12 protein-coding genes are annotated in these 14,080 nt (G+C 56.1%); all 12 read left to right on the top strand.

What is annotated here, in order from left to right:
- Window positions 1-21 precede the first annotated feature (21 nt).
- Window positions 22-504, top strand: coding sequence for an NADH-quinone oxidoreductase subunit C (locus tag ACUVSA_RS08190; RefSeq protein WP_445892991.1), 483 nt, complete (start codon window positions 22-24; stop codon window positions 502-504).
- 25 nt (window positions 505-529) lie between these two features.
- Window positions 530-1,720, top strand: a complete 1,191-nt coding sequence (locus ACUVSA_RS08185) for an NADH-quinone oxidoreductase subunit D (protein ID WP_445894434.1) — start codon at window positions 530-532, stop codon at window positions 1,718-1,720.
- A gap of 2 nt (window positions 1,721-1,722) precedes the next feature.
- Window positions 1,723-2,796, top strand: coding sequence for an NADH-quinone oxidoreductase subunit NuoH (nuoH, locus tag ACUVSA_RS08180; RefSeq protein WP_445892993.1), 1,074 nt, complete (start codon window positions 1,723-1,725; stop codon window positions 2,794-2,796).
- The gene (locus ACUVSA_RS08175; RefSeq protein ID WP_445892994.1) at window positions 2,793-3,416 is read left to right on the top strand and encodes a NuoI/complex I 23 kDa subunit family protein; all 624 of its coding nucleotides are present in this window, start codon (window positions 2,793-2,795) and stop codon (window positions 3,414-3,416) included. Before nuoH ends, ACUVSA_RS08175 begins: the two co-directional genes overlap by 4 nt.
- Complete coding sequence (locus ACUVSA_RS08170; RefSeq protein ID WP_445894433.1) at window positions 3,404-3,919, top strand: NADH-quinone oxidoreductase subunit J family protein; 516 nt, start codon at window positions 3,404-3,406, stop codon at window positions 3,917-3,919. Before ACUVSA_RS08175 ends, ACUVSA_RS08170 begins: the two co-directional genes overlap by 13 nt.
- Before the next feature lie 34 nt (window positions 3,920-3,953).
- Window positions 3,954-4,256: an NADH-quinone oxidoreductase subunit NuoK gene (gene nuoK / locus ACUVSA_RS08165; RefSeq protein WP_445892996.1), complete on the top strand. Its 303-nt coding sequence runs from the start codon at window positions 3,954-3,956 to the stop codon at window positions 4,254-4,256.
- A gap of 7 nt (window positions 4,257-4,263) precedes the next feature.
- Complete coding sequence (locus ACUVSA_RS08160) at window positions 4,264-5,769, top strand: monovalent cation/H+ antiporter subunit D family protein (protein ID WP_445894432.1); 1,506 nt, start codon at window positions 4,264-4,266, stop codon at window positions 5,767-5,769.
- A complete protein-coding gene (locus ACUVSA_RS08155) occupies window positions 5,766-6,023 on the top strand; it encodes a hypothetical protein (protein WP_445892998.1) in 258 nt (85 codons plus the stop codon). The genes ACUVSA_RS08160 and ACUVSA_RS08155 overlap by 4 nt, the downstream gene beginning before the upstream one ends.
- Window positions 6,016-7,797, top strand: coding sequence for a Na(+)/H(+) antiporter subunit D (locus ACUVSA_RS08150; protein WP_445894431.1), 1,782 nt, complete (start codon window positions 6,016-6,018; stop codon window positions 7,795-7,797). Before ACUVSA_RS08155 ends, ACUVSA_RS08150 begins: the two co-directional genes overlap by 8 nt.
- Window positions 7,794-9,383, top strand: coding sequence for an NADH-quinone oxidoreductase subunit M (locus tag ACUVSA_RS08145; RefSeq protein ID WP_445894430.1), 1,590 nt, complete (start codon window positions 7,794-7,796; stop codon window positions 9,381-9,383). The genes ACUVSA_RS08150 and ACUVSA_RS08145 overlap by 4 nt, the downstream gene beginning before the upstream one ends.
- A 15-nt stretch (window positions 9,384-9,398) precedes the next feature.
- Window positions 9,399-10,862, top strand: coding sequence for an NADH-quinone oxidoreductase subunit N (locus ACUVSA_RS08140; RefSeq protein WP_445894429.1), 1,464 nt, complete (start codon window positions 9,399-9,401; stop codon window positions 10,860-10,862).
- Between the two features lie 97 nt (window positions 10,863-10,959).
- Window positions 10,960-13,632, top strand: a complete 2,673-nt coding sequence (gene fdhF, locus ACUVSA_RS08135) for a formate dehydrogenase subunit alpha (protein ID WP_445894428.1) — start codon at window positions 10,960-10,962, stop codon at window positions 13,630-13,632.
- Window positions 13,633-14,080 lie beyond the last annotated feature (448 nt).

Genomic DNA, 14,080 nt, shown 5'->3' with positions numbered 1-14,080 from the left:
GGCAGACGAGGATTGGGGCTTATGAACGAAAGCGTCACGCTCAAGAAGCTGACTCAGAAGTTTCCGGACGCCGTGGTCGGAACGCACCAATATCGAGGGGACGACACGGCCATCGTCAGCAAGGACAAGATTCGGGACATCTGTTTCTTTCTCAGGGATGATCCCGATCTGCTGTACAATTTCATGATGGACCTCACGGTGGTGGACTATCTCGGCCGGGAGCCACGCTTTGAGGTTGTCTACCATCTTTATTCCCTGGCGCACAATCGGCGGGTTCGCCTGAAAGCTCTGATGCCCGAGTCGGACCTTACCATCGATTCGGTGGTCCCGGTGTGGATTGCCGCGGACTGGTTTGAGCGGGAAGCCTACGACATGTACGGCGTCATCTTTCAAGGGCATCCCAATCTCCGGCGCATTCTGCTCTACGAAGGCTTTGAAGGGCATCCGTTGCGCAAGGACTATCCCTTAAAGAAGCGGCAGCCCTTGATCGGCCCCATCAACTAACACTCCAACGGATACGCGCGAAGCCATGACTGAGATCGCCAGAGACCTCCATACCGAACTCATGGTCATCAACATGGGTCCCTCCCACCCAGTGACCCATGGCACGGTGAAGTTCCTGGCCACCCTCGAGGGCGAAACCATCGTGGACCTCGACGTGGAGATCGGCTACCTTCACCGCGGCTTTGAAAAAATGTGCGAAAACAGCACATGGCAGCAGGTGATCCCCTACACGGACCGCCTCAATTACGTCTCTCCTCTGATCAACAACACGGGCTATGCCCTGGCTGTGGAAAAGCTTTTGGGGATCGATGTGCCCGAAAGGTGCAAGTATTTGCGGGTCATTGCCTGCGAACTGTCTCGTCTGGCGGACCATCTGACCAACGTAGCGGCGGCCGGTCTGGAATTGGGTGCCTTTACGGCCTTCCTCTATTTTGTGGAAGCTCGGGAACTGGTCTGGGATCTCATCGAGTCCCTGTGCGGCGCTCGAGTCACCGTCAACTACGTGCGCATCGGGGGCCTGAAAAACGATCTTCCTGAGCGTTTTGAAGAAAAAGTGCGCCATGTGTTTCAAGAAGTCCGCCGTCTGTGGAAGGACGTGGACAAACTGTTGACTAAGAACCGCATCTTCATCGACCGGATGCGTGGCGTGGGGGCTATCTCGGCGGAAGAGGCCATTGCCTACGGGTTTACAGGGCCGTGCCTTAGAGCCTGCGGTGTGCCCTACGATGTGCGAAAAGCGCAGCCCTATCTGGTCTACGATCGCATGGACTTTGAAGTGCCCATCGGAGAGACGGGCGATAATTACGACAAGTACTTGGTGCGCATGGAAGAAATTCAGCAAAGCATCCGCATTGTAGAACAGGCTCTGGCCCAAATGCCGGATGGGCCCATCAACGTGCGCATGCCCCAGGTGCGCATGGAACCCAAGGAAAAAATCTACTCCCGCATCGATTCTCTGATTTACCACTTCAAGACGGTCATCGAAGGCATCAAGCCGCCGCCCGGTGAAGTGTACCAGGCTGTGGAAGGCGGAAATGGAGAGTTGGGATTTTATTTGGTGAGCGACGGCAGCGGCAAGCCGGTCAAGTGTCGAGTGCGGCCGCCCTGTTTTGCCTTGACCGCCGCCATGCCGAGGCTGGTCAAAGGTCGGTTGCTCGCCGATATCGTTCCCACATTCGACATGATTAACATGATCGGCGGAGAATGCGATAGATAGCCATGGCTGCAGATCTCATTGAATCCGTTGCCAAGATCCTCTTCATCTTCGCGGTCAACGTGGGTGTGTTTGCACCCATTTTGGGGTGGGTGGAGAGAAAGCAGAGCGCTGTGATGCAGGATCGCATCGGCGCCAACCGAGCCGACATTTTGGGCTTTACGGCCATCGGGCTTTTCCATTCTCTTGCCGATGCCATCAAGCTGCTCACCAAGGAAGACTTCGTTCCCGCCAACGCCAATAAATTCTTTCACACTCTGGCGCCGTTCATTTCCCTGGTGCCGGCCATCGCAGCCTTTGCCATCGTGCCCTTTGGGGGCCGCTACGAACTGTTCGGGCGGGAAGTCCATCTGGTCATCGCGGACCTGGACGTGGGCATTCTCTATGTGTTCGCTCTGGCTGGCTTGGCCACGTACGGCACGGTGCTGGCAGGTTGGTCGTCTCGAAGCAACTGGTCCCTTTTGGGCGGCCTTCGGGCTTCGGCCCAGATGCTTTCCTATGAAGTAGCCATGGGCTTGAGCATCATCGGTCTGATCATGGTCTACGGCTCGCTGAAGCTGACGGACATCGGAGCCATTCAGGAAAATTTCTTTCGCTGGGGCATTTTCCTGCAGCCGGTGGGCTTCGTTATATTCATGACCTGCGCCATTGCGGAAAACAAGCGGATTCCCTTTGATATTCCAGAAGCGGAATCGGAACTGGTGGCCGGGTATTTTACCGAATACAGCGGCATGAAGTTCATCATGTTTTGGATGGCCGAGTTCCTGGAGATGGTGACCATCAGCGCGGTCGTTACCACTCTGTTTTTCGGTGCTTGGCACATTCCCTTTGTCACCGACGCCATGCTGCTTTCCTGGTTTGCGCCTGCAGGACCGAACGGTGCCGCCGCTTTGGCTATGCTGGTGAACATCGCCGTTTTTTTTGCCAAGGTTTCCTTCTTCATCTGGCTGCAAATGACCATCCGGTGGACGCTTCCGCGCTTCCGATATGACCAGGTCATGCGAATGTGCTGGAAGATGTTGCTGCCGCTTTCCCTCGTCAACCTCTCAATTACCGGGCTGGTGGTTTTGCTGCTATGAGGACAACGACAGGTTTGGAGCACACCGCGTCTTCCGTGCAGGTCGGCATTCCCGCGGCGGTCTTAAAGCCCAAGAAGGTGCGACGCCGCCTGGACATGACCCTGTGGGAAAAGCTGTACGTGGCCGAAATCGTGCGCGGGCTGGTGGTGACCAGCAAACACTTCTTCATCAACATGATCGGCTTCATCTTCCCGCCGGCCGGAAAGAAGCGCAAGGTCTTTACGGTCTACTACCCGGAAGAAAAACTCACGCTGCCGCCCGCCTACCGCGGTCGTCCGGTGCTCGTGGCCGATTCGGACGGCGCGCCCAAGTGTGTGGCCTGCGGCTTGTGTGAAAAAATGTGCCCGGCCCATGCCATTTCCGTTGTGGCTGCGGAAAAGGCGCCTGGGGAGCGCTATCCAGAGCGCTACACGCTGGATCTCGGCCGATGCGTCTATTGTGGGTATTGCGAGGAAGTATGCCCCAAGGAAGCCATCGTCATGAGCGATGAATACCAGGGCCTGGCGCAAAGGGATCGCCACCGGCTGCGTTTTGAAAAGGACCAGTTGCTGAGGCCAGAGGGGAAAGTCAAGGCGCGTCTTTCTTATGTGAGAAGGATATATTCCAAATGGAACTACTAGTCTTCTATGCCTTCTGCGTGGGGGCGGTGGTTTCGGCCCTGTTGATGGTGACGACCAAGCGGCCTGTGCGCGCAGCCATGAGCCTGGTGGCGACCATGTCCTTTCTGGCGGGTCTGTATGCCCTCCTGAACGCGCACCTGATTGCCGTGTTGCAGCTTATCGTGTACGCCGGCGCCATCATGGTGCTCTTCCTTTTCGTCATCATGTTGTTGAACATCGAGGAAAAGGAAGGGAAGCTCGCCAAGAATGTCTTCTTCATTCAGGTGGCGGGCACCGTGGTGATGGGCATTTTGATGGTGGCCATGGTGGTGGTCATGAATCGGCTGGGGGCTTTGGTGACCACGCTGGAAGTGGCTCCGGACTTCGGCACCACCAAGGCGGTGGGCTGGATGCTTTTTACTAAATACCTGCTGCCGTTTGAAATTGCTTCTGTCCTGTTGCTGGCGGCGATTGTTGGGGCAGTGATTTTAGCCAAGAGGAGGATAGATAATTCGAAGGCTTAAAAGGGTAAGGCCGTCGAATTATCGGGTGGAGCCTATGGTATCGTTAAATGCATACCTCATGTTGGGTGCGATCTTGTTTTCCATTGGTGCGGTGGGCGTGCTGGCGCATCGCAATGCCTTGATCATCTACATGTGCATTGAATTGATGCTCAACGCCGTGAACCTCACCATTGTGGCATACGCGCGGTTTCTCAACAGCCTGGACGGTCATGTGTATGTGTTCATGATCATGACCGTGGCTGCGGCGGAGGCAGCCGTGGGGTTGGCGATTCTCATTGCGCTGTTCCGCAACAAGCCGACCGTCGATGTGGACGAAATCCATCTAAGCAAAGGTTAGGAAGGACGTGGAAACCATTCTGTCGATCAAACCCTTGCTGGCCGTGCTGGTATCTCTTCTGGCGGTGCCTTTGATCCTGAAAACCGGCGACAAGAACCCTAACCTCAGGGAGTTCTGGTCGGTTTTGGCCGGGATCCTCAAGTTTTCCATCGTCGTTTCCATGGCTCCGGCCATTCTTTCCGGGCACACCATCGAATGCACCCTGGTGGAAGGTTTCTATAAAGGCATTGATTTGAAATTCCGCGTGGACGCCTTTGGGCTGCTCTTTGCCACGGTGTCCTCCTTTTTATGGATTGTCACCACCTTTTATTCCGTCGGCTACATGCGAGCGGGCAAGGAACATGCTCAGACCCGCTATTTCAGCTGCTTCGCCATCAGTCTTTCCGCCACCATGGGCGTCGCCTTTTCGGCCAACCTGGTGACCCTATTCTTGTTTTATGAAATTTTAAGTCTCGCCACGGTGCCCTTGGTCGGCCATAAGGAAACGGAAGAAGCTCTGGAAGGCGCTAAAAAGTATTTCCTGTACCTCCTGGGCTTATCCAAGACCCTGCTTTTGGCCGGGATCATCATCGTCTACATGACCGCCGGAACCACGGATTTTCAGCCGGGCGGGTTGCTGCGTCCGCAGGCGGGATCCACCTTGCTTTTCGCATCCTTTTTCCTGTTCCTCTTCGGATTTGCCAAAGGGGCCGTGATGCCCTTTCACAACTGGCTGCCGTCGGCCATGGTAGCGCCGACGCCCGTGAGCGCTCTGCTGCACGCAGTGGCGGTGGTGAAAGTAGGCGTATTTTCCATCCTGCGGGTGGTCTTTCACATCTATGGTGTGGACCTCATGACCCGCATGCATCTGGGGATCACGGCGGCCTATGTGGTTTCCTTTACCATCATCATGGCGTCCGTGATCGCCTTGACCAAGGACAACTTGAAAGCGCGGCTGGCCTATTCGACCGTGAGCCAACTGTCTTACGTTATCTTAGGCGCGGTGCTTTTAACTCCCAGCAGTATGGTTGGCGGGGTCATGCATATCGCCAACCACGCCTTTTCCAAGATCACGCTGTTTTTTTGCGCGGGTTCCCTTTACGCCGGTGCGCACAAAACGGAAATCAGCCAGCTGTCGGGGATCGGAAAAAAAATGCCATGGACCATGGCGGCCTTTTTCATTGCGTCCTTGAGCATGATCGGGGTGCCGCCGGCGGCCGGATTTACGAGCAAGTGGTTTCTGGCTCTGGGATCCATCGAAGCCCATCAGGTGCCCATTCTGCTGGTTTTGGTCATGAGCACGCTGTTGAATGCGGCCTACTTCCTGCCTGTCACCTACAAGGCGTTTTTTGAAAAGGAGAATGAAGCGCACGGTGCCGAAGGCCATGGCCACGGCCATGGAGACGGGCACCATGAGGAAGCTCGGGAATTGAAATTTGTGGTGGTTCCCTTGGTGCTCACCGCCATCATCTCCCTGCTCATCGGTATCTTTCCCGACTACTTCCTCACTTTGGCCAAGGAGGTGATCCGATGATTCGAAAACTTGTCTCGTTTATAGGGGACCCGGCGAATTCCAAAAAAGTGAAGAAGATCGGGATCTCCATGCTCATCGTGACGTTCATTTCCGACTTCTTGGTGCACCGGGAACATGTGCATTACATCTGGGACCGAATTCCCGGTTGGGGCGCGTTCTACGGGTTCGTCTCGTGTGTGGTCATCATTTTGGCATCCAAGTTCTACGGCCATCAGTGCCGCATCATGAGGGACGAGGATTACTACAATGACTGAGTGGATTCACCCGTCCGTCTTCTACATTCCTGGTGCTTTTCTTCTGCCGTTCTTGCGGGGACGGATACAAAAGGCGGGGATGCTGCTGATTCCGCTTCTGGGAACGGCAGCCATGTACCTCATGATGTACCTGCCTCATGGCACCTATTGGACGTGGAATTTTCTGGGTCAGTCCATGTGCTTTGGTTCTGTGGACAAATTGAGCATCGTGTTCGGCTGGGTGTTTGTCATCATGTCCTTTATTGGCATGGTCTACGCCCTGCACGTGGACGAGGCGGGTCAGCATGTGGCGGCGCTGCTTTATGTGGGTGGTTCCCTGGGGGTCACCTTTGCGGGGGATTACCTGACGCTTTTCATCTTTTGGGAACTCATGGCCTTTTCGTCCGTCTACCTGGTGTTTGCCCGGCGGGAACCGGAGGCCATTCGAGCCGGTTTTCGATACATTTTAGTCCATGCCTTTGGGGGCGTCTGCCTTCTGGCCGGGGTTGTGCTGCATGCGCTCGGGAGCGGATCCATGATTGTGGGGCCTCTGGAGCAGGACGGCAGCCTGGGCTTCTACCTGATGCTCATCGGCGTGATCATCAACGCCGCTGTGCCGCCCCTGCACGCTTGGCTGACCGACGCCTATCCGGAAGGGACCGTCACCGGCTCCGTCTTCATGTCCGCCTTCACGACCAAGACGGCTGTCTATGTGCTGGTGCGCGTGTTTCCCGGCACGGAACTTTTGGTGTATTTGGGAACCATTATGGCGCTCTACGGCGTCGTTTACGCGGTGTTGGAAAACGATGCACGCCGGCTGTTGGCGTACCACATCGTGAGCCAGGTGGGGTACATGGTTACCGGCGTCGGCATCGGCACGGAAATGTCCCTCAATGGATCAGTGTCCCACGCCTTTGCGCACATCCTCTACAAGGGTCTTCTGTTCATGGGGGCTGGCGCCGTTATTCACATGACGGGGCGTCGAAAGCTCACGGAGCTGGGTGGCCTTTACCGCACCATGCCCATCACTTTGGTGCTCTACATGATCGGGGGCTTCGCCATCTCGGCCTTTCCGCTCTTCAGCGGCTTTGTCACCAAGTCCATGGTGGTGGCCGCAGCCGGCGCCGACCATCGCCCTCTGGTGGCTCTTCTCCTGACCATGGCCTCGTCGGGAACCTTTCTTCATACGGGCTTGAAACTTCCTTACTACATGTTCTTTGGGAAAGATTCCGGGCTGGAAGCCAAGGAACCTCCGGCCAACATGATCTGGGCTATGTCCATTGCGGCGTTTTTGTGTATCGCCATCGGGTGTTTTCCCAAACCCTTGTATGACTTGCTTCCGTTCCCGGTGCATTTCGATCCGTACACGGGTGACCACGTCACCAGCGCTCTGGGCATTCTGCTGTTCACGGGCCTCGGCTTCTTCATGCTGCTCGAGAAGCTGGATCCGGAACCGACCATCAGCATCGATACGGATTGGTTCTATCGCAAGGGGAGCCGTGTATTCATGTGGTTGGCCAATCGGCCTGTGGCCAAGACGGACGACTACGTGGGGAACGTCTACGACACGTGGTTTTCCCGCTTCACCTTGTTTTTCTCCGGAATTCTGGCGCGCATCCTGGATGTTCGAGGCATTGACGGCGCCGTGAATGGTATCGCTGATTTCTTTCTTGCGGCTTCTCGGCTGGTCCGCAACACGACGACCGGGTTTGTGCGGCATTATGCGGCGACGATGCTCATCGCCGGCATCGTCATTTTGGGCTATTACCTCTTCTCCACCTTAATGAGTCTATGATGAATGCGGCGAATTATCCCATCTTGTCTGTGACCACGTTTTTGCCTCTTTTGGGCGTGGCTTTGGTGTGTCTCATTCCGAGCCGGCATCAGAAGGCCATTCAATGGACGGCTTTTTTGGTGGCCGTGGCGACTTTTCTCGTGTCGCTGCAGCTCTATTTTCAATTCGACACCACCACATGGCAGATGCAGTTCGTGGAAGACGCGCCGTGGATTCCTCAGTTTGCCATTCGCTACCAGATGGGCATCGACGGCATCAGTTTGCTTCTGGTGCTCCTGACTACCTTCCTCTCGGCCATTTCCGTCCTGTCAACCTGGAGTGCGGTAACGGAAAGAGTCAAGGCTTATATGGCGTCCCTGCTGCTTCTGGAAACGGGAATGATCGGCGTTTTTTGCGCTCTGGACTTCATTCTCTTCTACGTCTTCTGGGAAGCGATGCTCATCCCTATGTATTTCATTATCGGCATCTGGGGAGGGCCTCGGCGGATCTACGCGGCGGTCAAGTTCTTCATTTACACTATGAGCGGCAGCGTGCTCATGCTGGTGGCCATTCTCGTGCTGTACTTCATGTACCACGAGGCCACGGGGACTTTCAGCTTTCACATTCTGGACTACCACCAACTGGGCCTGCCCGCGCACATTCAAATGTGGTTGTTTTTAGCCTTTGCTCTGGCTTTCGCCATCAAGGTGCCCATGTTTCCGTTCCACACATGGCTTCCCGACGCGCACGTGGAAGCGCCCACGGCCGGGAGCGTCATTCTGGCCGGCGTGCTGCTGAAGATGGGAACCTACGGCTTTTTGCGGTTTTGCCTGCCCATCTTTCCGCAGGCGACGCTGTTCTTTGTGCCTTTGATTCTGGCGCTGGCTTTGATCGGGATCATCTATGGAGCCTTGGTCTCCCTGGCCCAGGACGACGTGAAGAAGCTGGTGGCCTATTCCAGTGTCAGCCACTTGGGATACTGCATGCTGGGTATGTTCGCCTTGAACGTGGACGGCATCAAGGGAAGCCTCATTCAGATGATCAACCATGGCCTCAGCACAGGGGCCTTGTTCTTGATCGTTGGCATCCTTTATGAGCGGCGGCACACGAGGCTGATTTCCGAATACGGCGGCATCATGAAGGTGATGCCTATCTTTGCCTTTATCTTTCTGATGGTGGCTTTCTCGTCCATGGGGGTTCCAGGAACCAACGGTTTTGTGGGCGAACTGCTGATTCTCATCGGGGCTTTTCAGGCGTCCTTGAAGTTTGGTCTGGCGGCCACCGTGGGTTTGATCCTCGGAGCGGTCTACCTCTTGTGGACAGTCAAGCGGGTCACCTACGGCCCCATTACTAAGGAAAAAAACCGTACCTTGAAGGACATGACCGTGCGTGAATACGCCTACATGCTTCCGGTCATGGTCTTTATCTTCTGGATCGGGCTTTATCCGAAACCCTTCCTTCGAACCATGGATGCGTCGGTGACCCATTTGTTGGAATCCGTCCAGACGCAACGCACGGCGCAGACCCTTTATCAGGAACCGGTATGGGTGCAGCACCTTTTTGCCAAAGTGGATCTTGAACAGCAGACAAAGGGCCAAGGGCGGTAACTTATGGAACAGGTGATGAGCAGCATCAGTCTGAGCGCGATAGCTCCGGAGTTGGTTCTGGTCGCTTGCGGGTTGATCGTGGTGATGATTCAAGCTGTCGTCGGACGGAAATATCCCGATTCTTTTGCTTACGTGTCCTTGTTGGGAGTGGCCGTCGCCCTGGTTCTCGTGTGGAAGCAGCCCGGGCCTTTTGATGCGCGGATCGTCGAATATTCCTTCATGGACATGTGGGTGGTGGATAATTTTTCCCGGTTCTTCAAGATCATCTTTCTGCTGGGCACCGGCCTAACCGTCCTCATTTCCATCAAATACCTGCACAACGAAGCCATGCAACACAGCGAATACTACGCTTTAATGCTCATGTGCACCGTGGGCATGATGGTCATGGCCGGCGCGGCGGAATTGATTACGATCTTTTTGGGCGTGGAACTCATGTCCATTTCCCTATACGCGTTAGCCGGCTATACGCGCACGCGGATGTTGTCCAACGAAGCAGCCATCAAGTACTTCATTTTGGGCTCTTTCGCCTCAGCCTTCCTTATTTACGGTATCGCGCTCATCTACGGAACCACGGGAACGTCCCAGATTCCAGACATTGCCAAGTACCTGGCTCAGGAAGGGGGCGGCGCGGCCGTTTTGGTCATGGGAATGGCGTTGCTGATCGTTGGCTTTGGGTTCAAGACGGCGGCGGTACCCTTTCACATGTGGGCCCCGGACGTCTATGAGGGTGCTCCGGCTCCGGTGACGGGTTTCATGTCCGCGGGACCTAAGGCGGCAGCCTTTGCAGCGTTTGTGCGCATTTTCATGGAGGCGTTACCCCGACTGCAGACGGACTGGGTCATGGTCATCTGGATTTTGGCCGTCCTGACCATGACCATTGGAAACGTCGTGGCGCTGGTGCAGGAAAACATCAAAAGAATGCTCGCCTATTCCAGCATCGCCCATGCGGGGTATGTGCTGGTGGCCTTTATTGCCGCCGGAGAATTGGGTCTAACAAGTATTCTCTATTACATGTTGGTTTACACGTTTATGAACGTGGGGGCTTTTGCGGTGATCACCATGCTGGCGGGCGATGGAGAATCCCGGGTGAAGGTGGAAGATTACCGAGGCGTAGGCTACAAGCATCCCGTGGCGGCCCTGGCCATGAGCTTGTTTCTGTTTTCTCTGGCGGGCATTCCGCCTACGGGTGGTTTTATGGGCAAGTTCTACATCTTTTCCGCCGCCGTCAAACAGGGTTTTATCTGGCTGGCCATCATTGGTGTGCTGAACAGCGTGGTGTCCGTCTATTACTACTTGCGGGTGACGGTGGCCATGTACATGCAAGCTCCAGGGCGCACCGAAGATATGCCGGCAGCCACGGCCCTGTCTCCAGCGCTCATTGTCGCGGTCTTCATTTCCGCCTACGGGGTGCTGACGCTGGGCCTGTTCCCTTCGACCTATGTGGCGATGGTCAAGGCGTCCTTCCTGTCCTTTCTCTAGGCCTGATGAGCAGGGGTTGTCCGTGGGCCTAATACGGGCTAGACTTGCGCGCAGGGCGAGGTGAAAGGCATGTGGGTTCGAGAAGAGAGACAAAGCCATGAGTTTGGTGAAGCTGACGATTGACGGTCGGGAGGCGGCGGTGGCCGCCGGAAGCAGCATTCTGGATGCGGCCAAGGCCGCGGGCGTTCGGATTCCGACGCTGTGCCATCACGAGCGGTTGCGTCCCATTGGTTCGTGCAACCTGTGCGTGGTGGAAGTGCAGGGAAAAAGCACGCCCGTTCAGGCGTGCAAAACCGCGGTCGAAGACGGAATGGTCGTGACCACCGATTCCCAAATGTTGCAGGGAATGCGGCGCAAGGCCATGCAGCGGCTCCTGGCGCATCATCCTTTGGATTGTCCCATTTGTGACAAGGCTGGGGACTGCCGATTGCAGGATCTGGTCTTTGAACTGGGCGTGACGGCGGAGGAATACGAAGCACCGAAGGAGCGCACGGAGGTTGTTTACGCTACCCCGCTGATCAAATATTGGCGGGATCGATGCGTCCTGTGTCAGCGGTGTGCGGCGGCCTGCCGTGAAATCAAGGGCCAAGGCGCCATCGACTTTGTGGAAGTGAACGGCTCGCTGGAGATGTGGGTAACACCGGAAAAGTGCGTCTCATGCGGCGAATGCCTGCAGGTGTGCCCCACAGGAGCTTTGACGGAAAACCTGAGCCCCATCAAGGCGAGGGTCTTTACCACCAAAAAAATTCCCACCACGTGCACCTACTGCGGGTGCGGCTGTCAAATCGAACTGAGTGTTCTCAATAATCGAGTGGTATCGGTGAACGGTCGGCCCGATCCGAGCGTCAATGAAGGGAGTTTGTGCGTTAAGGGTCGGTTCGGCTACGAGTTCATTTCCAGTGAGGAGCGGCTCAAAAAGCCGCTGATTCGACGCGGTGACCGGCTTGTTGAAGCCGGCTGGGATGAAGCTTTGGATGTGGTGGCCAAAAATCTGGCCCGCATCAAAGGGGAGCATGGGCCCGATGCCATCGGCGGGTTTTCGTCGGCTCGATGCACCAATGAGGAAAATTACCTATTTCAGAAGTTTATACGCGCGGTGATCGGCACCAACAACGTCGATCACTGCGCTCGTCTCTGACACAGCTCGACGGTGGCAGGTCTTGCCGCCACGCTTGGATCCGGAGCCATGACCAACCCGTACCAGGATGTGCTCAATTCCGGCGTGATCCTGCTCACGGGAACCAACACCACAGCGAACCACCCGATCGTTGCGAACTATATCCACGAAGCGGTGACCAAGCGCGGGGCAAAGCTCCTTGTGGTGGATCCGCGCCGCATCAAGCTGGTGGACATTGCCACCATGTGGTTGCAGCCCGCTGTGGGCACAGATGTTGCCTGGATCAATGGGCTGATGCACGTGATTATCAAGGAGGAGCTCTACAACAAGGCCTATGTGGAGGAGCGCACCGAAGGGTTCGAAGAGCTCAAAGCGTGCCTGGAAAAGTATACGCCCAAGGCGGTGGCTAAGATTACGGGCTTGAAAGAAAAGGAGATTATGGCCGCAGCCCGCCTCTTTGCCACTTCGGGGCCGGGTTCCATTTTCTACGCCATGGGCATTACGCAGCACACCTCGGGAACCGACAATGTCAAGTGCCTTGCGGCTCTTTCCATGCTCTGCGGCTATGTTGGGGTTTCGGGTGGCGGTGTGTGTCCGCTGCGCGGTCAGAATAATGTTCAGGGGGCCTGCGACATGGGCGGGTTGCCCAATGTCTACTCGGGATACCAGGTGGTGACAGCCGAAGAAAATCGACGCAAATTTGAAAAAGCCTGGAATGTGGAAAAACTTCCCGACAAGGTGGGCATGACCGTCACTGAGATGGGCCTGGCGGCGGGCAAGACCATCAAGGCGCTCTACATCATGGGTGAAAACCCGGTGCTCAGCGACGCCGACATCAACCATGCCGAAAAGGCGCTGGCTTCTTTGGATTTCTTGGTCGTTCAGGACATCTTCTTGACCGAAACGGCCAAACTGGCTCATGTAGTGCTGCCCAGCGCCTGCTTTGCGGAAAAGGAAGGCACCTTCACCAATACGGAACGCAAAGTGCTTCGAGTGCGCAAGGCCTTGGATCCGCCAGGAGAAGCGAAGGAAGACTGGTGGATTACGGCGGAAATTGCCAAGCGTATGGGCTATCCCATGGTTTACGATGGGCCGGAAGCCATCATGAGGGAAATCAACGCCGTGACGCCCAGCTACGGCGGCATCACCTATGAGCGATTGGAAAAGGGCGGATTGGTTTGGCCGTGCCCGACAACGGATCACCCGGGAACGCCCATTCTGCATGTGGGCCGGTTCACGCGAGGCAAGGGCGCCTTTTTCGCCATCGATTACAAGCCCCCGGCGGAACCTACCGATGCCGAGTATCCGTTTGTGCTGACCACGGGCCGCGTCCATTGGCATTATCACACGGGAACCATGACCCGAAAAGGCAGCGCGCTGAACCGCCTGTATCCGGAACCCCTCGTGGAAATCAATGCCCAGGACGCCAAGAAGCTGAAGATCGCCGACGGGGAATTAGTGCGCATCTCCTCGCGGCGCGGCAGCATCACCATCAAGGCTTTTGTTTCCAACATCACGGCGCGGGGTGTCGTCTTCGTTCCGTTCCACTTCTACGAAGCGGCGGCCAACAGACTGACCATCAACGCGCTGGATCCCGTTTCCAAGATTCCGGAATTCAAGGTCTGCGCCGTCAAGGTGGAGAAAGCCGCTTAAGGAGACTCGACCGACACCGCTACATCCCCGGTAGAAAGATCGGCACTCTACCGGGGATTACTTATTTCGTGAAAAGTCAACCTTGAGGCCCTAGGTGTATGTGATCCGATCGTTCGGCCGCGTCCTTTTCGTAAAAGTCCTCCTCACCCTGTTTGCGTGGGGGTTGCCTGCCCTCCTCGGCCCCATGTCCCTGCTGGCCATTCTGAAACCTCCCATCCCTGCAGACCGAATCTATCTGAGACCCTCTGGCGGGACTTGCACCGCCTTTGGCGTCGCCTACTGGTTTGCACTCTAAGACCAGGTACGCAACGCGGCAATTGTGAAGGCCGGCCTTGCAGATAGCGGCTTGATCACTCTTGTGATCCTCTTCCTGGGGCTGATGGGCAGGGTGTCGAGTGCCTTCATTTGGGCCTCCGGCCTTCTAACGGGGTTGTTCTTCTTGTTGTTC

Source organism: Desulfosoma sp. (genome assembly GCF_052743555.1).
This window is presented reverse-complemented; position numbering and strand designations above follow the sequence as displayed.